Consider the following 26,602-nt stretch of genomic DNA (forward strand, 5'->3'; position numbering starts at 1 on the left):
ACTTGAGAATATCTTGCATTTGCATGTGTGGTTTTTTTGGCCTGCCCCGTCTTCCTCCCGACTGTGTTTGATAAGCACACCTTTTCGGCTATTCAGCCACCCCGGGGGATTCCATGTTTCGCGCGCCTTGCCACGCTTCGCACCTGTTTCTTCGACCCAGCCTCGTTGCCACTTGCCTGGCGTTCAGCCTCAGTGCCCAGGCTGAGTCGTTCAAGTTGCAACTGCCCGCCCAGCCGCTGGCCATGTCCCTGAGCCAGGTGGCGCAACAGGCGAAAATTCAGCTGCTGTTCGATGAAACACTGCTCAACAACGTGCAGGCACCGGCGCTCAGTGGTGATTTCACCCCGGAAGTCGCGATTCGCAGCCTGCTGAAAAACGGCGAATTCACCCTGATCAAAGTCGGCACCACCTACGTGGTACGCCCCGACGAAGGCAAGACCACCCAAAGCGGCGCGATCCAACTGGACGCCCTCAGCGTGATCGGCACCGGTAACAAAGTCGACTCCAGCACCGTCAACCGCTCCACCCTGACCCAGGCCGATATCGACCGCTACCAATCCAATAACATCCCCAGCCTGTTGCAGACGTTGCCCGGTGTGAGCCAGGGCGGCTCGCTCAAACCCGGCGGCCAGACCATCAACATCCGTGGCTTCGGTGATGCCGAAGACGTACCGCTGACTGTCGACGGCGCCACCAAGAGCGGCTTTGAGCGCTATCAACAAGGCACGGTGTTTATCGAGCCCGAATTGATCAAAAGCATCGAGGTGGAGAAAGGTCCCAACTCGCCATTCAACGGTAACGGCGGTTTTGGCGGCACGGTCAACATGACCACCAAGGATGCACCCGACCTGCTCCAGGACGGCCGCAACAGCGGTGCCATGCTCAAATATGGTTACTCCAGCAACGACCACGAACAGGTCTACAGCAGCGCCGTGTACGGCCGCACCGACGACGGCCGCTTCGATGCCCTGGCCTACCTGACCCAGCGTGACGGCGGCGATATGAAGGTGGCCGCCAAACTGCCCAACGAGAACAACCAGTACCCGATCAACCCCCAGCGGCTGCCCAACTCGGCCCAAGACGTGGACGGCAAGTTGTTCAAGCTCAACGCGCACTTCACCGATGAGCACAGCGCGGGCTTGTCCTACTCGCGCTCCCACAGCAATCGCTGGACACCGTTCTCCGCCGCCAGCTATCCGACGCCGCCGACCCAGGCCAACATCGACCGCTACGGCTATGAAAACGCCCTGAAACGTTTTTTGGCGCAACGTGACACCACCGACACCACCTGGTCGGGCAAGTATGAATACACACCGCTCGACAACCCGCTGGTGGATCTGACCGTCAAGTACTCCCAGTCCGACACCGAGCAGACCGACGAGCGCGACGCTACTGCGTTCTTCCAACTGGCCACCGGCGGACGCAAGATGGACACGTCCTACACCGACAAGAACCTGGACGTGCGCAACGTCAGCTTGTTCAACACCGGGCCGCTGCAACACGCCCTGACGGTGGGTGGGCAGATCCGCAAGCATATTCGCGAGACCGAGATGTGGATGCCCGGTGCCACCTACAACACCGCGCGTTACAACTACGGGCATTTCCAGCCGGGCTTCATGCCTCATGGCAAAGTCGATACCAACAGTTTCTTTGTCCAGGATGCGGTCACCGTCGGCGATGTGACCATCACCCCATCGCTGCGCTACGACCATGTGCGCAACCGTGGCGAAGGTAACGACGCGCCGTACTACAACAATCCAGACCCGTCCTACGGCCATGACTACAGCGACCGTACCTACACAGGCTGGTCGCCGCGCCTGGCGTTGTTCTGGAACGTCAACCCACACCTGGGACTGTTCGCCAACTGGAGCAAGACCTGGCGTGCGCCGGTCATCGACGAGCAATATGAGGTCCAGGGCCTGGGCAGCCGCACCGCCACCAGCCTCGACCTCGACCCGGAGCGCATTACCTCGATCAGCGTAGGCAGCGTTACCAGCTTCGATAACGTCATCACCCAGGACGACAATCTGCAACTGCGCACCACCCTGTTCCACAACAAGGTCGAAGACGAAATCTTCAAAGCCACGGGTGTGGGTTGCCAGAACCAGGCCATCAACGGAGGCACGATTTCCAGCGCCTGCCCGTCGGGAGCATTGCCCAACTACCGCAACATCGGCGGCATGACCATCAAGGGTTTTGAGCTGGAGTCGTTCTATAACTCCACCTACCTGTTCGGCTCGGTGTCGTTCGCCTATGCCAAAGGTGATCACGAAGGCGCATACACCAACCCGTGGGGGCCGGATGTACCGGCACGTGACATTCCGCCGACCAAATGGGTGCTGGTCCTGGGCACTCACATCCCGGCCTGGGATGCCCAGGTGGGCTGGATGGGCCAGTTCATCGGCGCGACCGACCGCCTGCCCAGCGACAAATATTCCGGCGGCCCGGGCAGCAGTGTGGGCGACCTGTTCTACGACCAGTACGGCAACAAGCGCTACAACACCCAGGGCCTGTTTGCCAAATGGAAACCGCAACAGGCTTACCTCAAAGGCACCGAAGTGAATGTCACCGTCGATAACCTGTTCAACGAAAACTTCCGCCCGGCCTTGAGCGGCGACCGCGCGTACACCAAGGGCCGCGACGCGAAGATCAGCGTTACGCGGTTCTTCTGAAACTGTACGGATAAATCCACACGCAGCTGTAGGCCCGTGATCAACGCGGGTTGTGGCTAGATGGGCTTCCCTTGAAGCCCTCTAGATTGTGGTCCCCTCCATGAGCTCGCGCGAAAACACCGGCATGGCCCTGGGCCTGCTGGGCGTCATCATCTTCAGCCTGACCCTGCCCTTCACGCGCATTGTGGTGCAGGAAATCCATCCGCTGCTCAACGGCCTGGGTCGTGCGTTGTTCGCGGCGGTCCCGGCGGCGGCGCTGTTGTTGTGGCGGCGCGAGCGGTGGCCGACCTGGCGTCAGGTGCGTGGGTTGTGCCTGGTCATCGCCGGCGTGATCCTCGGTTTCCCGGTGCTGTCGGCCTGGGCCATGCAAACCTTGCCGGCGTCCCATGGCGCGCTGGTCAACGGCCTGCAACCGCTGTGCGTAGCGCTGTATGCGGCGTGGTTGTCCCACGAGCGACCGTCGAAGGCCTTTTGGGCCTGTGCAGCGTTGGGCAGTGGGCTGGTGTTGAGTTACGCGCTGATCACCGGCGCCGGCAGTATTCAGGCGGGCGATCTGTTGATGCTCGGCGCTATTGCCGTGGGCGGCCTGGGCTATGCCGAAGGCGGCCGTCTGGCCAAGGAGATGGGGGGCTGGCAAGTGATCTGCTGGGCGCTGGTGCTGTCGACGCCCGTCTTGATCGGCCCGGTGTGGTACCTGGCGGCGCAGCATCAAGGGGCGATTTCCATGCGCACCTGGTGGGCGTTCGGCTATGTGTCGCTGTTCTCGCAGTTCCTGGGGTTCTTTGCCTGGTACGCCGGGCTGGCCATGGGCGGCATCGCCAGGGTCAGCCAGATTCAACTGTTGCAGATCTTCTTCACCATCGCGTTTTCAGCGCTGTTCTTTGGTGAACATATCGAGCCGATTACCTGGCTGTTTGCCTGCGGGGTGATCGTGACGGTGATGCTGGGGCGCAAGACAGCGGTGCAGCCTGCGCCCATTTCAAAGCCCAATACAGTCTAAGTGCGGGAGGCGCTTGCCCTGATATCTTTTGGAGCGAACTTGCTCGCGAAGAACTCACAGGCGCCGCGTTTACTCAGGGAACACGCGTTACCGTTGACGTTTTTTTGCGAGCAAGCTCGCTCCTGCAGATGACGACTTGCCCGGTGCTCAGCTCAGGTAACCCTCTGCGCGCAGCAGGGTTTCCAGGCAGTGCTCGGTGATGTGGTAGAACGCCTTCAGTTCCTGGATTTTCTCCAGCAACTGGGCGTTATCCACTGGCTCGGCGCGTTTGACCGCCAGGATCATCTTGTTCTTGTTGGTGTGCTCCAGGGAGATGAACTCGAACACCTTGGTCTCGTAGCCACAGGCTTCAAGAAACAATGCACGCAAGCTGTCGGTGACCATTTCCGCCTGTTGGCCCAGGTGCAGGCCGTATTGCAGCATCGGCTTCAATAGCACTGGGCTCTGGATCTGCAGGCGAATCTGCTTGTGGCAGCACGGCGAGCACATGATGATCGACGCGCCGGAGCGGATGCCAGTGTGGATCGCGTAGTCGGTCGCGATATCGCAGGCGTGCAGGGCAATCATCACGTCCAGCTCGCTCGGCGCCACGCTGCGCACATCACCGCATTTGAACACCAGCCCCGGGTGTTCCAGGCGTGCGGCGGCGTTGTTGCACAGGGTGACCATGTCTTCGCGCAGCTCGACGCCGGTCACTTCGCCCTCGGCCTTGAGGGTGTTGCGCAGGTAATCGTGGATGGCGAAGGTCAGGTAGCCCTTGCCCGAACCGAAATCGGCGACGCGCACCGGCTGGTCGAGCTTAAGCGGTGACGAGGTCAACGCATGGCTGAACACTTCGATGAACTTGTTGATCTGCTTCCACTTGCGCGACATCGACGGGATCAGCGCCTGCTTGGAATCGGTCACGCCCAGGTCGGCAAGGAACGGACGGCTCAGGTCGAGGAAGCGATTTTTCTCGCGGTTGTGCTCGGCGGAAGGTGCCTCGCGCAACTGTTGCGGCTTGCTTTTGAACAGCGAGCTTTTGTTCTTCTTGCTGTATTCCAACTGGGCTTCGTCGGTCAGCGACAGCAAGTGCGCGTTCTTGAACGAGGCCGGCAGCAGCTCGGCAATCGCCGTCACGCCGTCGGCCAAGGGCAGGTTCTTGGTGATGTCGCGGGTCTTGTAGCGATAAACGAAGGACAGGCAAGGCTGCTCCTTGACCGTCACCTGCTTGATGATCAGCCGTTGCAGGTCAGCTTCTTCACCGACGTACTTGGCCAGCACCAGCTTGATGAACGCGTTCTGCGCCAGGCTTGTGCTCAGCAACTCAATGAACTGGGCATGATGATCAGGCGCAGGGCGGGCAGGTTGAGCGGTGACGGACATGAACAAAAACGCCTCGGGCTGGGAATGCCGGGCATTTTAGGGGGGATAGCCCGCCAGGGCACGGAGTTATTTGACCAATGGTCACCACAGGCCATTTGTGGGAGGGGCCTGCTCCTTCCCACATGGGTTCCTGCGTTGCCTGGCCTATTCGAGCACTACCAGGCGATTGGGCAGCTCGTTACGCGTCTGCGTCACCGGCACATGCACCTTCAGCAACTCACCACAGGCCTCGATGCAGGCAATGAACCCGGCCAACGTCTGCCCCTGTTTCACTTGCAGGGTAAACGCCTTGACGATGGCGTCCCAACTGCTGTCATCCAGCCGCTTGGAAATGCCGTCATCCACCAGGATCTCCACGTAGCGCTCGGCCTCGCAGACAAAAATCAGCATGCCGGTGCTGCCCAGGGTGTGGTGCAGGTTCTGCTCGAGGAACTGTCGCCGTGCCAGGTTGGATGCGCGCCAGTGGCGTACCGAGCGTGGGATCAAGCGGGTGGTGACCTTGGGCAAGCGAAACAGCAGGCACAACACGATGAACGTCACCCATTGCGCCAACAACAGGGTGTACATGGTCAAGTAGCCCGACAGGTAATGCACCACGCCCGGCACCACCAACGCGATCAGGCTGGCCCACAACAGCGGAATGTAGGCGTAATCGTCAGCGCGCGCGGCCAGCACCGTCACCAGTTCGGCGTCGGTCTGTTGCTCGACCCGGGCGATGGCTTCGGCGACTTGGCGTTGCTCATGTTCAGTCAGTAATGCCATGGTTGTACATGCTCTTTTCTAGTTATTGTCATCACCAGCCACCCGACGCACCGCCGCCGCCGAAGCCGCCACCGCCGCCTCGGAAACCTCCGCCTCCCCCGCTTCCTCCGCCGCCTCGACCACTGCTGCTGAGGATCGCCAAGAGGATAGCGCCCACCGGCAGGCCCAGGCGATTGCACAACCACAACACGCCGATCAGCAGGATAAACAGGCCAATCGAAAACCCGGGATTATCCTTGGCGAAATTCGCATCCGCCACATGCGCAGGCACCGCCAACGGCTCGCCGCCTACCACCTGCAGCATCGCCGCCACACCCTCGCTGATGCCCTGGCTGAAATTGCCGGCCTTGAACTTGGGCGCGATCACCTGGTTGATGATCACCCATGACTGCGCATCCGTCAGCACACCTTCCAGCCCGTAACCAACTTCGATGCGCAATTTGCGCTCATCCCGGGCGACGATCAACAGCGCGCCGTTGTCCTTGCCCTTCTGGCCAATGCCCCACTGGCGGCCCAATTGATAACCGAAGTCTTCAATGGGCACACCCTGCAGGTCGGGCACGGTAACCACCACGATCTGGTCGCCCGTGGTTTGCTCCAGTGCCTGCAGTTGCCGGGTCAGTTGCTCGCGCGTGGCCGGGTCGATCATCTGCGCGTTGTCCACCACCCGGCCGGTCAAGGCCGGGAACGTCAGTGCCGCCTGGGCGGCACCGACGCAGGCTAACAACCACAGCGCAAAGCCTATCCGTAATAAACGCATCGACACCTCAGGGAAGCCTTATTTGAACTTCACTTGGGGCGCTTTATCGGCATCGGCACTGGTGGCTTCGAACGTAGCGCGGACCGGCAGATCGCTGTACATGATGCTGTGCCACAAGCGTCCCGGGAAGGTACGGATCTCGGTGTTGTAAGCCTGCACTGCCTGGATAAAGTCACGACGGGCCACGGCGATACGGTTTTCAGTGCCTTCAAGCTGGGATTGCAGGGCCAGGAAGTTCTGGTTGGCCTTCAGGTCCGGGTAGCGTTCGGACACCACCATCAGGCGGCTGAGGGCGCCGCTCAAACCGTCCTGGGCTTGCTGGAACTGCTTGAGTTTTTCCGGGTTGTCGAGGGTGCTGGCATCCACCTGGATCGAGGTGGCCTTGGCCCGCGCTTCGATCACGGCGGTGAGGGTGTCCTGCTCATGGGCGGCGTACCCCTTGACCACTTCCACCAGGTTGGGGATCAGGTCCGCACGCCGTTGGTATTGGTTCTGCACCTGGCCCCAGGCCGCCTTGGCCTGTTCGTCCAGGGTAGGAATGGTGTTGATGCCACAACCGCTCAGCACGCTGCTGATCAAGAGCAACGCGGCGGCCTTGAAGCCCCAGCGGTAGGTGTGTGCTGCTTGCATGGTGTCTCTCCTGGTGAAACGGGATGGAATTGACAGCTGGCCCTATCGATCACGCGCTTGAGGCATAATCCGCGACCACGACTGGAATGCATCGAGTCAATCAGCTAAAAGATGCCCAGCGCAAATAAGAGTTCAGAAGTGTGGTGCATTTTCAGCAATAACACTCGAACAACAACATAAGTTCCCCACATTTTGGCAGACCGGTGCATGTGTGCCGTGCAGTAAGCCGAAAAAGGATATTCATGAAAAAGCTGTGTTTGCTCGGCCTGATCGCCACGCTGGCCACTCACCCCGTATGGGCAGAGACAACGCCTGCCACGCTTAAAGACAAGGATGCGTTCGTCAACGACCTGCTCAAGCAGATGACCCTCGATGAAAAGATCGGCCAATTGCGCCTGATCAGCATCGGCCCGGAAATGCCCCGCGAGCTGATCCGCAAGGAAATCGCCGCGGGCCGCATCGGCGGCACCTTCAACTCCATCACCCGCCCGGAAAACCGTCCGATGCAGGACGCCGCCATGCGCAGCCGGTTGAAGATCCCGATGTTCTTCGCCTATGACGTGATCCACGGCCACCGTACCATTTTCCCGATCAGCCTGGCCCTCGCTTCCAGCTGGGACATGGACGCCATCGGCCGTTCCGGGCGCATCGCCGCCCAGGAAGCCGCCGCCGACAGCCTCGACATCACCTTCGCGCCGATGGTCGACATCTCCCGCGACCCACGCTGGGGCCGTACTTCCGAAGGTTTCGGCGAAGACACGTATCTGGTCTCACGCATTGCCGAGGTGATGGTCAAGGCATTCCAGGGCACCAGCCCCGCCAACGCCGACAGCATCATGGCCAGCGTCAAGCACTTCGCCTTGTATGGCGCGGTGGAAGGCGGTCGCGACTACAACGTCGTCGACATGAGCCCGGTCAAGATGTACCAGGATTACCTGCCGCCCTACCACGCGGCGATCAAGGCCGGTTCCGGCGGCGTGATGGTGGCGCTCAACTCCATCAACGGTGTGCCCGCCACCGCCAACACCTGGCTGATGAACGATCTGCTGCGCAAGGACTGGGGCTTCAAGGGCCTGGCCGTCAGCGACCACGGTGCGATCTTCGAGCTGATCAAGCACGGCGTGGCCAAGGATGGGCGTGAAGCCGCCAAGCTGGCGATCAAGGCCGGTATCGACATGAGCATGAACGACTCGCTGTACGGCAAGGAATTGCCGGGGCTGCTCAAGTCCGGCGAGATCGAGCAAAGCGACATCGACAACGCCGTGCGTGAAGTGCTTGCCGCCAAGTACGACATGGGCCTGTTCAAAGATCCGTACCTGCGTATCGGCAAGGCCGAAGACGATCCGGCCGACACCTATGCCGAGAGCCGCCTGCACCGCAGCGACGCCCGTGACATCGCGCGGCGCAGCCTGGTTTTGCTGAAGAACCAGAACCAGACCCTGCCGCTGAAAAAGTCCGCGACCATCGCCCTGGTCGGCCCGCTGGCCAAGGCTCCGATCGACATGATGGGCAGTTGGGCCGCCGCCGGGCGTCCCGCGCAATCGGTCACACTGTTCGACGGCATGAACGCCGTGATCGGCGAAAAAGGCAAAGTGATCTATGCCCGTGGCGCCAACATTACCAATGACAAGGCGGTCGTCGACTACCTCAACTTCCTCAACTTCGATGCACCGGAAGTGGTGGACGACCCGCGCTCATCGCAAGTGATGATCGACGAAGCGGTCAAGGCCGCGAAAAATGCCGACGTGGTAGTGGCGGCCGTGGGTGAATCCCGTGGCATGTCCCACGAGTCCTCCAGCCGCACCGACCTGAACATCCCGCAAAGCCAGCGCGACCTGATCAAGGCGCTCAAAGCCACCGGCAAACCTCTGGTGCTGGTGCTGATGAACGGGCGTCCACTGTCGATCGTCGAGGAAAACCAGCAGGCCGATGCGATCCTGGAAACCTGGTTCGCCGGCACCGAAGGCGGCAACGCCATCGCAGATGTACTGTTCGGTGACTACAACCCATCGGGCAAACTGCCGATCACCTTCCCACGCTCGGTGGGGCAGATTCCGACCTACTACAACCACCTGACCATCGGTCGGCCGTTCACCCCAGGCAAACCGGGCAACTACACCTCGCAGTACTTCGATGACACCACCGGGCCGCTGTTCCCGTTCGGCTACGGCCTGAGCTACACCACGTTCAGCCTGTCGGACATGGCGCTGTCGTCCACAACCCTGAACAAGACCGGCAAGCTCGACGCCAGCGTCACGCTGAAAAACACCGGCACGCTGGATGGCGAAACCGTGGTGCAGCTGTACATCCAGGACGTGGCCGGCTCGATGATCCGTCCGATCAAGGAGTTGAAGAACTTCCAGAAGGTCATGCTCAAAGCGGGTGAGGAACGCACCCTGCACTTCACCATCACCGAGGACGACCTGAAGTTCTACAACACCCAGCTCAAGTACGCGGCGGAACCGGGTGAGTTCAATGTGCAGATCGGGCTCGATTCACAGGATGTAAAACAGCAGACTTTTGAGTTGTTGTAACGGCTAGATTCAAGTTGCAAGCTTCAAGCGGCAAGAAAGAGCAGGTGTGCTCTTAACTTGCAGATTGAAGCTTGCAGCTGCTTTAGCTCCTTCTGTCTAGAAGGTTCACCACCAGCCGATCAATCCACCCCCACACCCGCTGTTTCACGCGCCGCCACAACGGCCGCGCTTTCCACGCCTGCAGACTCACCGCCTGGCTTTGCGCAAAGTCCCGCTCGAAGCACCTCGTCACCGCCTGCGTCAATCCGGGGTCCAACGCTTCGAGGTTGGCTTCCAGGTTGAAGCGCAGATTCCAGTGATCGAAATTGCACGAGCCAACACTCACCCAGTCATCCACCAGCACCATTTTCAGGTGCAGGAAACACGGTTGGTATTCGAATATCTGCACACCCGAGCGCAACAGGCGCGGGTAATAGCGGTGCCCGGCGTAGCGCACGGAAGGGTGATCGGTGCGCGGCCCGGTGAGCAGCAGGCGCACATCCACACCCCGCGCCGCCGCCCGACGCAGAGCCCGGCGCACGCCCCAGGTCGGTAAAAAGTAGGGCGTAGCCAGCCAGATGCGTTGCTGGCTGAGGTTCAATGCGCGGATCAGTGATTGCAAAATATCGCGATGCTGACGAGCGTCGGCATACGCCACCCGACCAAGGCCAGCACCTGTCGCCGGCACCTTGGGCAAGCGCGGCAAACCGAAATGGCTGGCGGGTTTCCACTCCCGACGCGCCGCGTTGGCATGCCATTGACGGTCGAACAGCGCCTGCCAGTCCTGCACCAGCGGGCCGCTGATTTGCACCATCACTTCATGCCAGTCGGCAACATCGTTACCGGGCGTCCAGAATTCATCCGTCGCACCGGTACCGCCCACGAAAGCGTCGGACTGGTCGATCAACAATAGTTTGCGATGGTCGCGGTACAGGTTGCGCATCCAACGGCGCCAGTTGAGGCGATTGTAGAAACGCAGCTCCACACCGGCATCGGTCAAGCGTTTACGCAGCCCAAGGGTGAACGCCAGGCTGCCGTAATCATCGAACAGGCAACGCACCTGCACTCCTCGTTCAGCGGCCAGCACCAACGCCTGCACCAAGGCTTCGGCGCAGGCGCCGGCTTCCACCAGGTAGAGTTCGAGGTCCACCTGCCGCTCGGCCCGGGCGATGCCTACCAACATCTGAGGGAAGAAACTCGGACCGTCGATCAGCAACTCGAAACGGTTGGCGTTGCGCCAGGGAAATACTGCGCCGCCCATGTCAGCGCGCCGAAAAAATCAGCACCGCACCCACCGGCACCGAAAGGCTGATCGACGTAAGCCCGGCCGCCTTACGCAAGGCCGCCACACCCGGCATCAGCTCGAAATCCTCGGCATGCACCACCACAGGTTCCAACGTCACCACCTGGAACCGGCGATCATCCAGACGCGTGGCGAGCAGCTCGGCACTGTAAGTCCGGGTCTTGCCATGCAGCGTCACCGACAGAGGCAGACGCAGCTCCAGCTGTGCGCCTGGCGCCAGGTCGTTGATCGGTTGCAGGTTGATCTGCGCGTTGATCCGGGCTTCAGGGAATGTCTTGATTTCAAACAGGTCATTGCGCATGCGCTCATCGCGCAGGGGGATGCCACTCTTGATCGACTCCAGCTCAACGTCCAGTTGCGCCGCGCCATCGCCGTCGACCTTGCCGTGCAACACCAGGAAGCGATGCACTTCGGCGATTTCGGTATTTTTGGTCGTAACGAACGACAGGCGCGAGGACTCGTTATCCAGGTACCAATCGGCATGGGCAGGCACGGCGGCCGCAGCCAAGAGTGCGAAGGCCAAGGGTTTGATTGACATTAAAGACTCGCGGGAAAAAACCTGGACGAACCTTAAGCGCAATGTCATGAACGGCGCAAATCCATTATGGGAGGGGACTTGCTCCCGGTAGCGGCTGATCAGTCAGACAAGCAGGCGGCCGCCTCTGCACCCATTGCGTCAGCTGCTCATGGGCATACGCCAATTGCAGCACCGCGTGGTCGGCCTGGGCCGGGCCGATGATCTGCAGCCCCATGGGCAGGCCCTGGGGGTTGAAGCCCACCGGGATGCTCATGCTCGGCAGACCGGCCAGGGTGGGGCCGATCACCACCTCCATCCAGCGATGGTAAGTATCCATTTCACGCCCTGCCACTTGGCGCGGCCAAGGCTGTTGTGCATCGAAAGGGAACACCTGGGCAGTGGGCAACAGCAGGAAATCGTAGCGTTCGAACAGCGTGGTCAACGCGCGATACCACTCGCTGCGATCCACCGATGCCTGATACACCTGCTGGGCACTCAAGCCCAGGCCGCCCTCCACTTCCCATTGCGCCTCGGGCTTGAGCAGTGCGCGCTTTTTCGGGTTGGTATAGGCCGCAGCCAGGTTGCCATGCACCAACCAGTGGCGATGCACCAGCCAACTGCGCCACAGGCGCGCCATGGAAAAGTCCGGTTGGCAGCTGTCGACGTCGCACCCCAGCGTGGTGAAATCGCTCAGGGCCGATTCACACAGGCTCATTACGCCGTCTTCCATCGGCAGGTAGCCGTTATAGTCCCCCAGCCAGCCCAGGCGAGTGCCCTTGAAATCACGCGGCAAGGGCTGGCCCAAAACGCTCGGATCGTCCTTCGATGACAACGGCACCCGTGGGTCATAACCCGCCTGGATGCTCAGCAGCCGCGCCACGTCCGTTACGCTGCGGCCCATCGGACCTTCGGTACTCAGTTGCTGCACGAACAGTTCCGGCATCGGTCCGTGGGGCACCCGGCCCTGGGACGGGCGCAAGCCGAACACATTGTTGAAGGCCGCCGGGTTGCGCAACGACCCCATCATGTCGCTGCCATCGGCCACCGGCAGCATGCGCAGCGCCAGGGCCACGGCCGCCCCGCCGCTGCTGCCGCCCGCGACGCGGCTTGGGTCATACGCATTGACGGTGGTGCCAAACACCGTGTTGTAGGACTGCGAGCCCAGGCCGAACTCCGGCACGTTGCTCTTGCCGATGATGATCGCGCCGCTGGCCCGCACCCGCGCTACGCTGATGGCATCTTCTTTCGGCACATGCTCGGCGAACAGGGGCGAGCCCAAGGTCGTGCGCAGTCCCTGGGTGGCCGCCAGGTCCTTGATCGCCTGGGGCATGCCGTGCATCCAGCCACGGGACCGGCCCTGGTCCAATTCGCGATCGCGGGCCCGCGCCTCGGCGAGCACCTCATCGGCCTCGCGCAGCGACACCAGCGCGTTCACGCTCGGGTTGAAACGCTGGATCTGCGCCAGATACGCCAGCATGACCTCTTCGCAGGAGACCTGCCGGGCGTGGATCGCCCGCGACAGTTGCACCGCATCCCAATCAACAATATTCAAGGCTTCACCTCACTCGGAAACGGCAGCGGCTGCTTGGCACGCAGGGCCGAAAAATCCGTCGGTGGCCATGCACGGCATTAGCAGCAAACGCTCGATAGACGACGCAGCGGTCAGCCACTCACAGTTCCACAGGTGGACCATCAAGGCAACAGGCGGCAGCCCTGGCGATCGCCCATCCACCGTGCGGTATGGGTGCGCCCCAGGCCGCTGGCGGTCACTTCACTGCGCTTGGGGCTATCGCTGAACGCACTGGTCGGCACGTACTGCTTCACATAGCCCCGGCAATATTCGGCCGGGTTGTTTTCCACGTACCGGCACGAACAGTATTCCTTGGCCGTGTACGCCGCGATGATGTCAGGGAAGGCTTGCAGGTTGACGCGCTCGTGCCAGATCCACCCCGCCAACGCGAGCAACAGCAGCAGGAACAGACAGGTAAACGGCCGACGGCGGATCATGGCTGCACCGCCGCCAGTACGCGCTTGAGCAGTTCGTTGTGGCGATAGCTGCCGTCACGGTCATCGCCATAGCGCACGATCACCAGGTGTTCGGCGGGCATCACGAACAACGCCTGGCCCCAGTGGCCGAGCGCGGCGAAGGTGTCCTCGGGGGCATCGGGCCAGGGCCTGGGTGCGCCTTTATTGAGCCACCAATGGCCACCCGGCACAGCGTCGTCCTGGCCAGCCTTGTAGTGGGCGAAGGGCTGGCGATTGAAGGCGATCCACGCTTCAGGCAGCAACTGCTGATCGCCCCAGCGCCCGTCCCGGGCCATCAACAGGCCAACCCGCGCCAGGTCGCGAGCGGTGAGGTAGGCATAGGACGAAGCGACAAAAGTTTCATCAGCATCGGTTTCCCAGGTGGCGTTGCGGATGCCCAGCGGTTTGAACAGCACGTCCCAGGGATAACTTATATAAGCCTTGTGACCGAGCATGCCCTTGAGGGCGGCGGACAGGATGTTGGTGTCACCACTGGAATAACGGAACACCTGGCCTGGCGCGCTGACGGACTCGGTGTCTGCCGCAAAGTCGGCCATATCGCCACGGCCGCGGGTGTAGAGCATCGCCACCACGGAGGATTTCAGCGGGGCGTATTCATAGTCTTCCTGCCAGTCCAGGCCCGACGCCCAGTGCAGCAGGTCGGCCATCGTCACCGTGGGGTGTTGTTTCATCGGCGGGTAAAAGCGCGCGGCGGGGTCGGTCAGCTTGAAGCGGTTTTCGCCGTAGGCCACACCGAGCACAGTGGCCATCAGGCTTTTGCTGACGGACCACGTCAGGTGCGGCGTGCTGGCAGTGGTGGGCGCGCCGTAGCGTTCATAAATGATCTCGCCGTCACGGATCACCAGCAGTGCGTCGGTGCGGATGCCTTTACGGGTCACGTCATCGCGGGCGGGGAATGCGTAGGCGTCCAATGCATCGACAGCGGGGCCGGAAAGCGCTGCGCCCCTGGCCCACTCCTTGTCAGGCCAGGTTTCGGCGTGGGCGGTAACGGTGACGAACAGCAGGGCGACGCACAACAAGCCTCTGACCATAAACGCAGACTCAACGAGGGGGCATTCAAGCCCGCGAGCCTAGCCGAGGCCGATGACAGATTGGCGACAAAAGGCCTGTCATCCAACCGTCACCGTAACTTCATGGAGATGACACCGAGGCTACATAGCCTGAGTTTGGACAAACAAGTCGACCGGCCGGTAAGTGGCCGGCACTCGGAGATTCGCCATGACTCAGATCGCCCGCATCAGCGACACCGGCAATGAACGCCGCCTGCAAGCCGAACGCCTGGTTGGCGCGCAGGCGTTGCAGGAAGCCCAGACCCTGCGGTTCAACGTGTTCAGCGGCGAGTTCAACGCCAAGCTGAAAGGTGCGGAACTGGGCCTGGACATGGATGATTATGATGTTCACTGCAGCCACATCGGCGTGCGTGATTTGAACAGCGGTCGACTGGTGGCCACCACCCGTTTGCTGGACCACCAGGCTGCCAGCACCCTGGGTCGGTTCTACAGTGAAGAAGAATTCAGCCTGCATGGTTTATTGCACCTGCAAGGCCCGATCCTGGAAATCGGCCGCACGTGCGTCGACCCGGCTTACCGCAACGGCGGCACTATCGCAGTGCTGTGGGGCGAGCTGGCCGAAGTACTCAACGAGGGTGGCTACAGCTATCTGATGGGTTGCGCGAGCATCCCGATGCACGATGGCGGCATTCAGGCCCACGCGATCATGCAGCGCTTGCGCGAACGTTACCTGTGCAACGAACACTTGCGCGCCGAACCGAAAAAGCCGCTGCCGGCGCTGGACCTGCCGTCCAACGTCATCGCCGAGATGCCGCCCTTGCTCAAGGCCTATATGCGCCTGGGTGCGAAGATCTGCGGCGAGCCGTGCTGGGATGAAGACTTCCAGGTGGCCGATGTCTTTATCCTGCTCAAGCGCGATGAGTTGTGCCCGCGTTACGCCCGCCATTTCAAGGCGGCAATGTGATGAGCCGTCTGCGCGTCTACGGACGCATTGCCCGGGTGGTGCTGGTGGTGGCGCTGGGCTTGAGCATGGCCAGTGTCTTTGGTGTGTTCGAACGCTTGGGCGTCGCCAACTCGATGGTGCGGCGCCAGCGCTGGTCGCGGTTCTTTATGGCGCGATTGACTAACGCCCTGCCCTTTCGCGTGACGGTACACGGCGAGGTGCCGCAAACGCCGATGCTGTGGGTGAGTAACCATGTGTCCTGGACCGACATTCCGCTGCTGGGCATGGTGGCGCCGATGTCATTTCTGTCCAAGGCCGAAGTACGCACCTGGCCGGTCGCCGGTTGGTTGGCGGCCAAGGCCGGTAGCCTGTTTATCCGCCGGGGCTCGGGCGACAGCCAGTTGATCCGCAAACAGATGACCCGCCACTTGGAGCAGCAGCACCCGCTGCTGATGTTCCCGGAAGGCACCACCACCGACGGGCGCAGCCTGCGCACCTTCCACGGGCGCTTGCTGGCCAGTGCGATCGATGCCGAGGTGTCACTGCAACCGGTGGCGATCCGTTACCTGCGCGGTGGTCAGGTCGATCCTCTGGCACCGTTCATTGGCGATGATGACTTGCTCTCGCACCTCATGCGCCTGTTTGCCAATGACCAGGGCGATGTGGAGATTCATGTGCTCAAGCCGATTGCCTGTGCCGGCCAGGAACGCGCGGCGCTGGCGTACCAGGCACAGCAGGCGGTGCAGAAGGCGTTGTTCGGGCCGTTGCCCGAGGCCGAGCAGGTGGATGCCCGACCAGCATTTGCGGCCTGAACTTACCCGGAGGGAGGGGCTTAGCCCTTCCCACCTTCAGTTCTGCAGAGTCAGTTGGGCCTGGGCAAATTTCTGCAACTGCGGATAGAACAACCGAAAGTCCTCACTCAGCGGCTCATACAACACCCGCAACTCCTGCATGGCATGGGCCAGTTCTTCGGGCTGCGTCAGGCGTCGGGAGATCCCTCGCAAGACCTGCTCCATCACCGCGAACTCGCGGTATGAACCCAGCCAGTCATCCGCAGCCATATAAGGGGCGATCTGTGCCAGGCGCCCCGGCAATTGCGGTTCGGCCGCCAGCACGCGGTAGACCTGTGCGGTAAAGCGTTCCAGCGGTTGGTCGGCATACTCCAGCCAATCCCGCGCCAGGCAATGGTCGAAAAACACATCGAGGACGATCCCGGCATAACGCCGGCGGGTCAGGCTGAAGCGCGACAACGCCTCCCCCACCAGCGCGTGGCTGTCGGTGAAGCGATCAATTGAGCGGTGCAGCGCAATGGCCGATTCGATTTGCGGGCTGAACTGGCCCTGCAGGCGGCCTTTGACAAAGTCGCCATACAGGCTGCCCAGCAATTGCGCAGGAAGTTGGCCGCCCAGGTGCAGATGTGCGAGATAATTCATGGCGTGCAGTCTAACACTGCCACCAACGTATCGTTATAACCCGATATACCGAATTGATCGGCATTAAGACCAAAATCATATTGGTATATCGAGATTCAACGATTTAAAGTTCGCCTCATCGCGATATAACGCTGCAGCAACGAGCAACCGCCATGTCCATCGACCTCGACGAAATAATAAAAGCCCTGGCACACCCAGTACGACGAGAAATCCTCACCTGGCTGAAAGACCCCAAGGTGCAGTTCCCCGAACAACTGCACAACCACGAATACGGCATCTGCGCCGGGCAGATCGACCAGCGCTGCGGCTTATCCCAGTCGACCGTGTCGGCCCACCTGGCCACCTTGCAACGGGCCGGTCTGATCAGCAGCCAGAAGGCCGGGCAATGGCACTTTTTCAAACGCAACGAGGAAACGATCCAAGCCTTCCTCGCCGCGTTCATCACTGAACTCAGCGCTGACGATAAAGCAGCGCTGTAACAAGGAAACGATAATGCCCCTCTCGCTACTCATACTGGCCCTGAGCGCCTTCGCCATCGGCACCACCGAATTCGTCATCATGGGTTTGCTGCCCGATGTGGCGGCGGATTTGGGCGTGTCGATTCCAGGCGCCGGCTGGCTGGTTACCGGTTACGCCCTGGGCGTGGCCATCGGCGCGCCGTTCATGGCACTGGCGACCGCCAAGCTGCCACGCAAGGCCGCCCTAGTAGCGTTGATGGTCATCTTCATTATCGGCAACCTGCTCTGCGCCCTGGCCAGCGACTACAACGTGCTGATGTTTGCCCGCGTGATCACCGCGCTGTGCCACGGCGCCTTCTTCGGTATCGGTTCGGTGGTAGCGGCCAATCTGGTGCCGGCCAACAAGCGCGCGTCGGCCGTGGCCTTGATGTTTACCGGCCTGACCCTGGCGAACGTACTGGGCGTGCCATTGGGCACTGCACTGGGGCAGGAAGCCGGCTGGCGTTCGACCTTCTGGGCCGTCACGGTGATTGGCGTGGTGGCGTTGATCGGTCTGATCCGTTTCCTGCCCGCCAAGCGGGATGAAGAGAAACTCGACATGCGCGCCGAACTCAAAGCCCTCCAGGGTGCCGGTATCTGGCTGTCGCTGACCATGACCGCGCTGTTTTCAGCGTCCATGTTCACCCTCTTTACCTACGTCGCGCCGTTGCTGGGCGATGTCACTGGCGTTTCGCCCAAGGGCGTGACCTGGACGCTGCTGTTGATCGGCCTGGGCCTCACGGCGGGCAACATCATCGGCGGCAAGCTGGCGGACAAACGCCTGGCAGCCACGTTGATCGGCGTGTTCATCAGTATGGCGGTGATCTCCACCGTATTGACCTGGACCAGCGCGGCACTGATCCCGACTGAAATCACGCTGTTCCTGTGGGCAACTGCCTCGTTCGCCGCCGTCCCGGCGCTGCAGATCAACGTAGTGACCTTTGGCAAGGCGGCACCGAACCTGGTGTCCACCCTGAACATCGGTGCCTTCAATATCGGCAACGCCCTGGGCGCCTGGGTGGGCGGCAGCGTGATTGCCCACGGCTTCGGCCTGACCAGCGTGCCCGTGGCCGCCGGCGCCCTGGCGGTGCTCGCGCTGCTGGTGACCCTGATTACTTTCCGTCAGAGCGGCGATGCCGACCTGGCCCCTGCGACCAACTGATCAACTTAATAGAGAGAGTGTTTTCCCATGACGACTATTTTCGATCCGATCAAACTGGGCGACCTGGAACTGTCGAACCGCATCATCATGGCACCGCTGACCCGCTGCCGCGCAGATGAAGGCCGTGTACCCAACGCACTGATGGCCGAGTACTACGTGCAACGTGCTTCTGCCGGGCTGATCCTCAGCGAAGCGACCTCGGTCACCCCGATGGGCGTTGGCTACCCCGACACTCCGGGCATCTGGTCCAACGACCAAGTGCGCGGCTGGGCCAACATCACCAAGGCCGTACACGGTGCGGGCGGCAAGATTTTCCTGCAACTGTGGCACGTAGGGCGGATCTCGCATGAGTCCTACCTGAACGGCGAAACGCCGGTGGCCCCGAGCGCCATCCAGCCTAAAGGCCACGTCAGCCTGGTGCGCCCACTGGCCGACTATCCAACCCCGCGCGCCCTGGAAACCGCTGAAATCGCCGACATCGTCGACGCCTACCGCGTGGGTGCGGAAAACGCCAAGGCTGCCGGCTTTGACGGTGTGGAAATCCACGGCGCCAACGGCTACCTGCTTGACCAGTTCCTGCAAAGCAGCACCAACAAGCGTACCGACAACTATGGTGGTTCCCTGGAAAACCGTGCCCGCCTGCTGCTGGAAGTCACAGACGCTGCGATTGAAATCTGGGGCGCCGGCCGTGTAGGCGTGCACCTGGCTCCGCGCGCCGACTCCCACGACATGGGTGACGAGAACCTGGCCGAAACCTTCACCTACGTGGCCAGCGAACTGGGCAAGCGGGGTATCGCATTTATCTGTTCCCGCGAAAAAGAAGGTGCCGACAGCCTCGGCCCGCAGTTGAAAAAAGCCTTCGGCGGCCCGTACATCGCCAACGAGCGTTTCACCAAGGACAGCGCCAACGCCTGGCTGGCAGCGGGCAAGGCAGATGCGGTGGCCTTCGGCGTACCGTTCATTGCCAACCCCGACCTGCCGGCACGCCTGAAGGCCGATGCACCGCTGAACGAACCGCATCCGGAAACCTTCTACGGCAAAGGCCCGGTGGGTTACATCGATTACCCAACGCTGGCGATCTGACGTAAATCGCTGAAACGAAAAAGCCCCGGTTCGCAGGAACCGGGGCTTTTTCATAGGCGCTTGGAAACATTCCTTCACAGCCTTGCAACAATATCGCTACAAAATACATAGGCGGCTATCTATCAACCGACCGCCAGCCCGTATATAAAGTCATCCTACCCATCAGGCAGAAGGGCGATTGACTGTCTCTGGACTTTACTGTTGACACAACTGGAAGCAATTACGCATTTTGTCTCAATTGCGCAGGCTGGGGCTCAGGCGCAGCATGTCCAGCCCTGCATCAACCCAACGCTCTGCGTCCTGGTGCAGCTGGAAGCTGTCGGGCACCAGTAGCCACTGGCCAATCAGGCCTTGGATGTAGCCATGGATGCACACTGCCCCCCGGACAGTGTCCAGGTTTTCCGGAAGCTGCCCCCGATTGACCGCGTTACGCAACGTCAGGCCGATGCGCAGGTTGCATTCCAGACTGTGGGTCTGGCGTTGGCGCCGCATGTCACACATTTCATCGGTGAACTCGCACTTATGGATCAGGATTTCGTTGATGCGCCGGGTTTTCGGGTCCAGAGCCACTTGATGATAGAGATGAATCAACAGCTTGCGCATACAGCCCAGCGGGTCGACTTCGTCCTCGCTTTCACTCGCCCTGGCCAATTCGTCCAGGGGTTCGTGCAGCGTGTCCAGCAGTGCCTGGAGCAAGTCCGACTTATTACTGAAATGCCAGTAGATGGCACCGCGCGTCACGCCGGCCAGCGTGGCGATGTCCGCCAACGTGGTCCGCGCAACGCCGCGCTGATAAAAGGCTTGCTCGGCGGCCTCGAGAATCTGGCTGCGTGTTTCCTGAGCTTCCTCTTTGGTGCGACGAACCATGGCAATAAAACCTCAATCAGAACACTTGGGATGATCGGCAACGAGCATCTGAATAATTGTGGGACGACACCGTCATGGGCGCCGAACGTACTAGAATCCAGGCTTTCAGCGGTGCTTTGTCAACATTCCGCAAAGCCTGTCAAGAGTTTACAAACAACCATGAACGTAAGTATATTGCGTAGCAAGCTACTTATCTACTCACAGCTTGTTTTTTACCCTTCCACACTGCTTGTGCGCACTCTGCGCGCCTGACCCGAGGATCTTCATGCAACTTAAGCCAGCTGTTACCGCTCTGGTCACTGCCGTCGCCCTGGCATCGCTGCTCAGCGGATGTAAAAAGGAAGAAGCGGCTCCGCCCGCTCAAACCCCTCAGGTCGGCGTGGTAACCATTCAACCGCAAGCCTTTACCCTGACCACCGAACTGCCAGGTCGTACCACGGCCTACCGCATTGCGGAAGTTCGTCCTCAGGTCAATGGCATCATTCTCAAGCGCCTGTTCAAGGAAGGCGGCGACGTGAAGGAAGGGCAGCAGCTCTACCAGATCGACCCGTCGGTGTATGAAGCCACGCTGAAAAGCGCACAAGCCACCCTGACCCAGACCAAGTCCATCACCGACCGCTACAAGCAGTTGGTCGATGAGCAGGCCGTCAGCCGCCAGGAGTACGACACCGCCCTGGCCAACCGGATGACCGCAGAGGCCAACGTGCAAACCGCCCAGATCAACGTGCGCTACACCAAAGTGTTCGCGCCGATCTCCGGGCGTATCGGCCGTTCCTCGGTGACTGAAGGCGCGCTGGTCAGCAATGGCCAGACCGATGCCATGGCCGTTATCCAACAACTGGACCCGATCTACGTCGACGTCACGCAGTCCTCGGCTGAAATGCTGAAACTGCGCCGCGACCTGGAAAGCGGCCAGTTGCAAAAAGCGGGTGACAACGCCGCCAAGGTCAAGCTGACCCTGGAAGACGGCACGGCCTACGGCCTGGACGGCAAGCTGGAGTTCTCGGAAGTGTCGGTCGACGAGACCACCGGTTCCGTGACCCTGCGCGCCGTGTTCCCGAACCCTGACCACACCCTGCTGCCAGGCATGTTCGTACACGCCCAGCTGCAAGCGGGTGTGAACAGCAAGGCCATCCTGGCGCCGCAACAAGGCGTGACCCGTGACCTCAAGGGTATCCCGACGGCACTGGTCGTGAACCAGGACAACAAGGTCGAGCAACGCGTCCTGGTAGCGAACCGCACTGCCGGCGCCTACTGGCTGGTGGAAGATGGCCTCAAGGCCGGTGACCGCGTGATCACCGAGGGCCTGCAGTTCATCAAGCCGGGCATCGAAGTCAAGGTCAAGGACGCTGATAACGCTAAACCCGCCGGTACGGCTGCAGCGCCTGCTGCCGCTGCTGGTAAAGGGGAGTAATTCATGTCGAAATTTTTTATCGACCGTCCCATTTTTGCCTGGGTAATCGCCCTGGTGATCATGCTGGTCGGGGCATTGTCGATCCTGAAGTTGCCCATCAACCAATACCCGGCCATTGCGCCAACCGCTATCGATATCCAAGTGACCTACCCAGGCGCGTCCGCACAGACCGTGCAGGACACCGTCGTGCAGGTGATCGAGCAACAGCTCAACGGTATCGACAACCTGCGTTATGTCGCCTCGGACAGTAACTCCGACGGCAGCATGACCATCACCGCGACATTCAACCAGGGTACCAACCCGGATATCGCTCAGGTCCAGGTGCAGAACAAGCTGAACCTGGCGACCCCACTGCTGCCGCAAGAAGTGCAGCAGCAGGGTATCCGCGTGACCAAGTCGGTGAAGAACTTCCTGATGGTGATTGGTCTGGTGTCGGAAGACGGCAGCATGACCAAGGACGACTTGTCCAACTACATCGTTTCCAACATCCAGGACCCGATTTCCCGGACCGCGGGTGTAGGTGACTTCCAGGTGTTCGGTTCGCAGTACGCCATGCGTATCTGGCTCGACCCGGCCAAGCTGAACAACTACCAGCTCACGCCCGTAGATGTCAGCAACGCCATTGCGGCCCAGAACGTCCAGGTAGCCACCGGCCAGTTGGGCGGCCTGCCTGCCCTGCCCGGCACCCAGCTGAACGCCACCATTATCGGCAAGACCCGCCTGCAAAGCGCCGAAGAGTTCGCCAAGATCCTGATGAAGGTGAACGCCGACGGCTCGCAGGTTCGCCTGGGCGACGTGGCTCGCATCGAGCTGGGTGGCCAGAACTACAGCATCAGTGCGCAGTTCAACGGCAAGCCGGCCTCCGGTATGGCCATCAAGCTGGCAGCCGGTGCAAACGCCCTCGACACCGGCAAGGCTATCCGCGCCACCGTGGCGTCCCTGGAACCGTTCTTCCCGCCTGGCATGAAGGCGGTGGTGCCGTATGACACCACCCCGGTGGTGACCGAATCGATCTCCGGTGTGGTTCACACCCTGGTCGAAGCGATCGTGCTGGTGTTCCTGGTGATGTTCCTGTTCCTGCAGAACTTCCGCGCCACCATCATCACCACCATGACCGTACCGGTGGTATTGCTGGGCACCTTCGGCATCCTCGCGGCAGCCGGCTTCACCATCAACACCCTGACAATGTTCGGCATGATCCTGGCCATCGGCTTGCTGGTGGACGACGCCATCGTGGTAGTGGAAAACGTCGAGCGGGTAATGGCCGAGGAACACCTGTCGCCGAAAGAGGCGACGATCAAGTCCATGGGCCAGATCCAGGGCGCCCTGGTGGGTATTGCCCTGGTCCTGTCGGCGGTACTGTTGCCGATGGCGTTCTTCGGCGGTTCCACCGGTGTGATCTACCGGCAGTTCTCCATCACCATTGTTTCGGCGATGGCGTTGTCGGTACTGGTTGCCTTGATCTTCACCCCGGCCTTGTGCGCCACCATGCTCAAGCCGATCGACCCGGAAAAACACGGCCAACCCAAGCGCGGCTTCTTCGGCTGGTTCAACCGCACATTCGATCGCGGCGTTCAGAAGTACGAGCGCGGCGTGGGCGGCATGATCAAGCACAAGATCCCGGCGTTCCTGGTGTATGCGCTGATCCTGGCCGGCATGATCTGGATGTTCACCCGCATTCCAAGCGCGTTCCTGCCTGAAGAAGACCAGGGTGTGATCTTTGCCCAGGTGCAGACGCCGGTAGGTTCGTCGGCTGAACGTACGCAGAAAGTCATCGACGATATGCGTATCTTCCTGCTGAACGACAAGGAAGGCGAGCCGGGCGAAGGCAAGGCCGTGAAGTCGGTGTTTACCGTCAACGGCTTCAACTTCGCCGGTCGTGGCCAGAGCTCGGGCCTTGCGTTCGTGATGCTCAAGCCGTGGGACGAGCGTGATGCGTCGCAATCGGTGTTTGAAGTGGCCAAGCGTGCCCAGGGTTACTTCTTCGGGGCCTTCAAGGACGCCATGGTCTTTGCCATCGTGCCGCCTTCGGTTCTGGAATTGGGTAACGCCACCGGTTTCGACGTGTTCCTGCAAGACCAGGGCGGCGTTGGCCACCAGAAGTTGATGGATGCGCGTAACCAGTTCCTGGGCGCGGCGTCGCAAAGCAAGATCCTGGCGGGCGTGCGCCCCAACGGCGTGAACGATGAGCCGCAATACGAGCTGACCGTTGACGACGAGAAGGCCAGTGCCCAAGGCATCAGCCTGGCGGAAATCCAGCAGACCCTGGCGATTGCCCTGGGTGGCAGCTACGTCAACGACTTCATCGACCGTGGTCGTGTGAAGAAGGTGTACGTGCAGGGCGATGCAGCCAGCCGCATGTCTCCGGAAGACCTCAACAAATGGTACGTACGCAGCACCTCCGGGAAGATGGTGCCCCTGTCGGCCATCTCTTCGGGCAAGTGGATCTACGGCTCGCCGAAGCTCTCGCGTTATAACGGTGTAGCGGCGATGGAAATCCTCGGTACTCCGGCACCAGGCTACAGTACGGGTGACGCGATGGCGGAAGTCGAGCGTATTGCCAAGGATCTGCCAACCGGTATCGGCTACTCGTGGACCGGCCTGTCGTATGAAGAACGTCTGTCCGGCTCCCAGGCGCCTGCGCTGTACGCCCTGTCGCTGCTGGTGGTGTTCCTGTGCCTCGCGGCACTGTACGAAAGCTGGTCGATCCCGATTGCGGTGATTCTGGTGGTGCCACTGGGCGTGATCGGTGCATTGATCGCCACCAGCCTGCGCGGCCTGTCCAACGACGTGTTCTTCCAGGTGGGCCTGCTGGTCACCGTGGGTCTGGCAGCGAAAAACGCCATCTTGATCGTGGAATTCGCCAAAGAACTCCACGAACAGGGCAAAGGCATCGTCGAGGCCGCCATCGAAGCGTCCCGCATGCGTCTGCGCCCGATCATCATGACGTCCATGGCGTTCATGCTCGGCGTACTGCCGCTGGCGATTTCCACCGGCGCAGGCTCAGGCAGCCAGCACGCGATCGGTACCGGCGTCATCGGCGGTATGATCACGGCTACTGTCCTGGCGATCTTCTGGGTGCCGCTGTTCTACGCAACCGTGTCGTCCGCCGGCGAACGCAAGAAACCGGTTACTACTGAAACCCCTAAAGAGGCTGGCCAATGAGCAAGTCGCTACTTTCCCTGGCCGTCACGGCATTCGTGCTCAGTGGCTGCTCTTTGATACCCGACTACCAGCGCCCTGAGGCGCCGGTAGCCGCCCAGTTCCCCCAGGGGCCGGCGTATTCGTCGGCCCAGGCGCCGGGCCAGGCCGCTGCCGAGCAGGGCTGGAAGCAGTTTTTCCATGACCCCGCCCTGCAACAGCTGATCCAGACCGCGCTGGTGAACAACCGTGACCTGCGCGTCGCGGCCCTGAACATCGACGCGTATGCGGCGCAGTACCAGATCCAGCGTGCCGACCTGTTCCCGGCCGTTTCGGCCACGGGTAGCGGCAGCCGTTCGCGTACTCCGGCGCGCCTGTCGCAGACCGGCGAGGCGAGCATCAACAGCCAATACTCGGCCGGGCTCGGGATCAGCGCGTATGAGCTGGACCTGTTCGGTCGCGTCCGCAGCCTGAGCGAAGAGGCCCTGCAAAAGTATTTCGCCACTGAAGAAGCACGGCGCAGTACCCAGATCAGCCTGGTGGCCAGCGTGGCCAATGCCTACCTGACCTGGCAGGCCGACAAGGAACTGCTCAAGCTGACCCAGGACACCTTGGGCGCCTTCGAGGAGAGCTACCGGTTGACCTCGCGCAGCAACGAAGTCGGCGTGGCCTCGGCCCTCGACCTCAGCCAGTCGCGTACCTCGGTGGAAAACGCCCGCGTGCAGCTTGCCCGCTATACGCGCCAGGTAGCCCAGGACGAAAACAGCCTGACTCTGCTGCTGGGCACCGGCCTGCCGGCCAACCTGGCCAGCAAGCCGCTGTCGGATGACCTGCTCAGCGAAGTGCCGGCCGGCTTGCCGTCTGACCTGCTGCAACGTCGTCCCGACATTGTGCAGGCCGAGTACAACCTCAAGGCCGCCAATGCCAATATCGGCGCAGCCCGTGCAGCGTTCTTCCCGAGCATCAGCCTGACCGCCAGCGCCGGTACCGCCAGCCCTAACCTGGGCGGCCTGTTCAAAGGCGGTTCAGGCACCTGGTCGTTTGCCCCGCAGATCAACATCCCGATCTTCAACGCCGGTAGCCTGCGCGCAAGCCTGGATTACTCGAAGATCCAGAAAGAGATCAACGTGGCCAACTACGAGAAAGCGATCCAGACCGGCTTCCAGGAAGTCTCCGACGGCCTCGCCGCACGTGCGACCTACAAGCAGCAACTGGACGCCCAACGTGGGTTCGTCGCCGCCAACCAGGATTACTACCGCCTGGCCGAGCGTCGCTACCGCATTGGTGTCGACAGCAACCTGACGTTCCTCGACGCCCAGCGCCAACTGTTCAGTGCCCAGCAATCGCTGATCACCGACCGCCTGGCGCAACTGACCAGCGAGGTCAACCTGTACAAGGCCCTCGGCGGCGGCTGGAACGAGCAAACCGCTAAAAACGAACCGTTGAAAGAAGAAGCGCCGAAGATGAAGCTGTTCTGATATCTG

22 protein-coding genes are annotated in these 26,602 nt (G+C 61.2%); 11 read left to right on the forward strand and 11 right to left on the reverse strand.

Features of this window, described 5'->3' with window-relative positions; genetic code table 11:
* Nucleotides 1-113 precede the first annotated feature (113 nt).
* Nucleotides 114-2,672, forward strand: coding sequence for a TonB-dependent receptor (locus tag EXW71_RS18415; protein ID WP_134658001.1), 2,559 nt, complete (start codon nucleotides 114-116; stop codon nucleotides 2,670-2,672).
* A 100-nt stretch (nucleotides 2,673-2,772) separates the two neighbouring features.
* Entirely contained in the window at nucleotides 2,773-3,672 is a 900-nt protein-coding gene (locus tag EXW71_RS18425) for a DMT family transporter (RefSeq protein WP_123714987.1), read from the forward strand.
* Nucleotides 3,673-3,819: 147 nt separating this feature from the next.
* Here the strand turns inward: EXW71_RS18425 and EXW71_RS18430 are convergent, their stop codons facing one another.
* The 4 genes from EXW71_RS18430 to EXW71_RS18445 all read right to left on the reverse strand — a co-directional run bounded on the left by EXW71_RS18430 (nucleotide 3,820) and on the right by EXW71_RS18445 (nucleotide 7,189).
* Nucleotides 3,820-5,037 carry an SAM-dependent methyltransferase gene (locus tag EXW71_RS18430; protein ID WP_134658003.1) on the reverse strand — a complete coding sequence of 406 codons (1,218 nt, stop codon included), beginning with the start codon at nucleotides 5,035-5,037 and terminating at the stop codon, nucleotides 3,820-3,822.
* Between the two features lie 144 nt (nucleotides 5,038-5,181).
* The gene (locus EXW71_RS18435; RefSeq protein WP_123714985.1) at nucleotides 5,182-5,799 is read right to left on the reverse strand and encodes a TPM domain-containing protein; all 618 of its coding nucleotides are present in this window, start codon (nucleotides 5,797-5,799) and stop codon (nucleotides 5,182-5,184) included.
* A gap of 31 nt (nucleotides 5,800-5,830) precedes the next feature.
* Complete coding sequence (locus EXW71_RS29220; RefSeq protein ID WP_134658005.1) at nucleotides 5,831-6,559, reverse strand: YgcG family protein; 729 nt, start codon at nucleotides 6,557-6,559, stop codon at nucleotides 5,831-5,833.
* 18 nt (nucleotides 6,560-6,577) lie between these two features.
* On the reverse strand, nucleotides 6,578-7,189 hold the full coding sequence (locus EXW71_RS18445; RefSeq protein ID WP_134658007.1) for a LemA family protein: 612 nt from the start codon (nucleotides 7,187-7,189) through the stop codon (nucleotides 6,578-6,580).
* Between the two features lie 242 nt (nucleotides 7,190-7,431).
* Here EXW71_RS18445 and bglX point away from each other — a divergent pair, with 242 nt between their 5' ends.
* Nucleotides 7,432-9,723 carry a beta-glucosidase BglX gene (bglX, locus tag EXW71_RS18450; protein WP_134658009.1) on the forward strand — a complete coding sequence of 764 codons (2,292 nt, stop codon included), beginning with the start codon at nucleotides 7,432-7,434 and terminating at the stop codon, nucleotides 9,721-9,723.
* Between the two features lie 82 nt (nucleotides 9,724-9,805).
* Here bglX and EXW71_RS18455 read toward each other — a convergent pair whose 3' ends face one another.
* The 5 genes from EXW71_RS18455 to EXW71_RS18475 form a co-directional block, all read right to left on the reverse strand.
* Nucleotides 9,806-10,963, reverse strand: a complete 1,158-nt coding sequence (locus EXW71_RS18455; RefSeq protein ID WP_134658011.1) for a phosphatidylserine/phosphatidylglycerophosphate/cardiolipin synthase family protein — start codon at nucleotides 10,961-10,963, stop codon at nucleotides 9,806-9,808.
* 1 nt (nucleotide 10,964) lies between these two features.
* Entirely contained in the window at nucleotides 10,965-11,543 is a 579-nt protein-coding gene (locus tag EXW71_RS18460) for a YceI family protein (protein ID WP_134658013.1), read from the reverse strand.
* Between the two features lie 64 nt (nucleotides 11,544-11,607).
* Nucleotides 11,608-13,074: an amidase gene (locus tag EXW71_RS18465; protein WP_134658015.1), complete on the reverse strand. Its 1,467-nt coding sequence runs from the start codon at nucleotides 13,072-13,074 to the stop codon at nucleotides 11,608-11,610.
* Between the two features lie 140 nt (nucleotides 13,075-13,214).
* The gene (locus EXW71_RS18470) at nucleotides 13,215-13,529 is read right to left on the reverse strand and encodes an amidase (protein ID WP_123714979.1); all 315 of its coding nucleotides are present in this window, start codon (nucleotides 13,527-13,529) and stop codon (nucleotides 13,215-13,217) included.
* Nucleotides 13,526-14,599 carry a serine hydrolase gene (locus tag EXW71_RS18475; RefSeq protein WP_134658017.1) on the reverse strand — a complete coding sequence of 358 codons (1,074 nt, stop codon included), beginning with the start codon at nucleotides 14,597-14,599 and terminating at the stop codon, nucleotides 13,526-13,528. Before EXW71_RS18475 ends, EXW71_RS18470 begins: the two co-directional genes overlap by 4 nt.
* Before the next feature lie 187 nt (nucleotides 14,600-14,786).
* Between EXW71_RS18475 and olsB the strand changes: the two genes are divergently transcribed.
* Both olsB and EXW71_RS18485 read left to right on the forward strand, forming a co-directional pair.
* Complete coding sequence (olsB, locus tag EXW71_RS18480) at nucleotides 14,787-15,542, forward strand: L-ornithine N(alpha)-acyltransferase (protein WP_123714977.1); 756 nt, start codon at nucleotides 14,787-14,789, stop codon at nucleotides 15,540-15,542.
* Complete coding sequence (locus tag EXW71_RS18485; protein ID WP_123714976.1) at nucleotides 15,542-16,333, forward strand: lysophospholipid acyltransferase family protein; 792 nt, start codon at nucleotides 15,542-15,544, stop codon at nucleotides 16,331-16,333. Before olsB ends, EXW71_RS18485 begins: the two co-directional genes overlap by 1 nt.
* A gap of 36 nt (nucleotides 16,334-16,369) precedes the next feature.
* Here EXW71_RS18485 and EXW71_RS18490 read toward each other — a convergent pair whose 3' ends face one another.
* On the reverse strand, nucleotides 16,370-16,954 hold the full coding sequence (locus EXW71_RS18490; protein ID WP_134658019.1) for an ACP phosphodiesterase: 585 nt from the start codon (nucleotides 16,952-16,954) through the stop codon (nucleotides 16,370-16,372).
* 152 nt (nucleotides 16,955-17,106) lie between these two features.
* Here EXW71_RS18490 and EXW71_RS18495 point away from each other — a divergent pair, with 152 nt between their 5' ends.
* The 3 genes from EXW71_RS18495 to EXW71_RS18505 are packed head-to-tail and all read left to right on the forward strand — an operon-like array spanning nucleotide 17,107 to nucleotide 19,696.
* Nucleotides 17,107-17,433, forward strand: a complete 327-nt coding sequence (locus tag EXW71_RS18495) for a helix-turn-helix transcriptional regulator (protein ID WP_123714974.1) — start codon at nucleotides 17,107-17,109, stop codon at nucleotides 17,431-17,433.
* A gap of 13 nt (nucleotides 17,434-17,446) precedes the next feature.
* Complete coding sequence (locus EXW71_RS18500) at nucleotides 17,447-18,613, forward strand: MFS transporter (protein ID WP_134658021.1); 1,167 nt, start codon at nucleotides 17,447-17,449, stop codon at nucleotides 18,611-18,613.
* A gap of 27 nt (nucleotides 18,614-18,640) precedes the next feature.
* Complete coding sequence (locus tag EXW71_RS18505; protein ID WP_134658023.1) at nucleotides 18,641-19,696, forward strand: alkene reductase; 1,056 nt, start codon at nucleotides 18,641-18,643, stop codon at nucleotides 19,694-19,696.
* 234 nt (nucleotides 19,697-19,930) lie between these two features.
* Here EXW71_RS18505 and EXW71_RS18510 read toward each other — a convergent pair whose 3' ends face one another.
* Nucleotides 19,931-20,563: a TetR family transcriptional regulator gene (locus tag EXW71_RS18510; protein ID WP_123714971.1), complete on the reverse strand. Its 633-nt coding sequence runs from the start codon at nucleotides 20,561-20,563 to the stop codon at nucleotides 19,931-19,933.
* A 265-nt stretch (nucleotides 20,564-20,828) separates the two neighbouring features.
* Here EXW71_RS18510 and EXW71_RS18515 point away from each other — a divergent pair, with 265 nt between their 5' ends.
* The 3 genes from EXW71_RS18515 to adeC are packed head-to-tail and all read left to right on the forward strand — an operon-like array spanning nucleotide 20,829 to nucleotide 26,596.
* Entirely contained in the window at nucleotides 20,829-21,977 is a 1,149-nt protein-coding gene (locus EXW71_RS18515; RefSeq protein ID WP_123714970.1) for an efflux RND transporter periplasmic adaptor subunit, read from the forward strand.
* Nucleotides 21,978-21,980: 3 nt separating this feature from the next.
* On the forward strand, nucleotides 21,981-25,142 hold the full coding sequence (locus tag EXW71_RS18520; protein WP_123714969.1) for an efflux RND transporter permease subunit: 3,162 nt from the start codon (nucleotides 21,981-21,983) through the stop codon (nucleotides 25,140-25,142).
* Nucleotides 25,139-26,596 carry an AdeC/AdeK/OprM family multidrug efflux complex outer membrane factor gene (gene adeC, locus EXW71_RS18525; protein WP_123714968.1) on the forward strand — a complete coding sequence of 486 codons (1,458 nt, stop codon included), beginning with the start codon at nucleotides 25,139-25,141 and terminating at the stop codon, nucleotides 26,594-26,596. Before EXW71_RS18520 ends, adeC begins: the two co-directional genes overlap by 4 nt.
* Nucleotides 26,597-26,602: the final 6 nt, after the last annotated feature.

It is taken from the genome of Pseudomonas sp. BCA17, from assembly GCF_004519405.1.
Lineage (GTDB): Bacteria > Pseudomonadota > Gammaproteobacteria > Pseudomonadales > Pseudomonadaceae > Aquipseudomonas.

Coding starts and splice junctions, on each gene's coding strand:
- EXW71_RS18490 (WP_134658019.1), bottom strand. CDS start 16,954: ATGAATTATCTCGCACATCTGCACCTGGGCGGCCAACTTCCTGCGCAA.
- olsB (WP_123714977.1), top strand. CDS start 14,787: ATGACTCAGATCGCCCGCATCAGCGACACCGGCAATGAACGCCGCCTG.
- EXW71_RS18495 (WP_123714974.1), top strand. CDS start 17,107: ATGTCCATCGACCTCGACGAAATAATAAAAGCCCTGGCACACCCAGTA.
- EXW71_RS18435 (WP_123714985.1), bottom strand. CDS start 5,799: ATGGCATTACTGACTGAACATGAGCAACGCCAAGTCGCCGAAGCCATC.
- EXW71_RS18500 (WP_134658021.1), top strand. CDS start 17,447: ATGCCCCTCTCGCTACTCATACTGGCCCTGAGCGCCTTCGCCATCGGC.
- adeC (WP_123714968.1), top strand. CDS start 25,139: ATGAGCAAGTCGCTACTTTCCCTGGCCGTCACGGCATTCGTGCTCAGT.
- EXW71_RS18415 (WP_134658001.1), top strand. CDS start 114: ATGTTTCGCGCGCCTTGCCACGCTTCGCACCTGTTTCTTCGACCCAGC.
- EXW71_RS18520 (WP_123714969.1), top strand. CDS start 21,981: ATGTCGAAATTTTTTATCGACCGTCCCATTTTTGCCTGGGTAATCGCC.
- EXW71_RS18485 (WP_123714976.1), top strand. CDS start 15,542: ATGAGCCGTCTGCGCGTCTACGGACGCATTGCCCGGGTGGTGCTGGTG.
- EXW71_RS18505 (WP_134658023.1), top strand. CDS start 18,641: ATGACGACTATTTTCGATCCGATCAAACTGGGCGACCTGGAACTGTCG.
- EXW71_RS18430 (WP_134658003.1), bottom strand. CDS start 5,037: ATGTCCGTCACCGCTCAACCTGCCCGCCCTGCGCCTGATCATCATGCC.
- EXW71_RS18475 (WP_134658017.1), bottom strand. CDS start 14,599: ATGGTCAGAGGCTTGTTGTGCGTCGCCCTGCTGTTCGTCACCGTTACC.
- EXW71_RS18460 (WP_134658013.1), bottom strand. CDS start 11,543: ATGTCAATCAAACCCTTGGCCTTCGCACTCTTGGCTGCGGCCGCCGTG.
- EXW71_RS18515 (WP_123714970.1), top strand. CDS start 20,829: ATGCAACTTAAGCCAGCTGTTACCGCTCTGGTCACTGCCGTCGCCCTG.
- EXW71_RS18445 (WP_134658007.1), bottom strand. CDS start 7,189: ATGCAAGCAGCACACACCTACCGCTGGGGCTTCAAGGCCGCCGCGTTG.
- EXW71_RS29220 (WP_134658005.1), bottom strand. CDS start 6,559: ATGCGTTTATTACGGATAGGCTTTGCGCTGTGGTTGTTAGCCTGCGTC.
- EXW71_RS18425 (WP_123714987.1), top strand. CDS start 2,773: ATGAGCTCGCGCGAAAACACCGGCATGGCCCTGGGCCTGCTGGGCGTC.
- EXW71_RS18455 (WP_134658011.1), bottom strand. CDS start 10,963: ATGGGCGGCGCAGTATTTCCCTGGCGCAACGCCAACCGTTTCGAGTTG.
- EXW71_RS18470 (WP_123714979.1), bottom strand. CDS start 13,529: ATGATCCGCCGTCGGCCGTTTACCTGTCTGTTCCTGCTGCTGTTGCTC.
- EXW71_RS18510 (WP_123714971.1), bottom strand. CDS start 20,563: ATGGTTCGTCGCACCAAAGAGGAAGCTCAGGAAACACGCAGCCAGATT.
- bglX (WP_134658009.1), top strand. CDS start 7,432: ATGAAAAAGCTGTGTTTGCTCGGCCTGATCGCCACGCTGGCCACTCAC.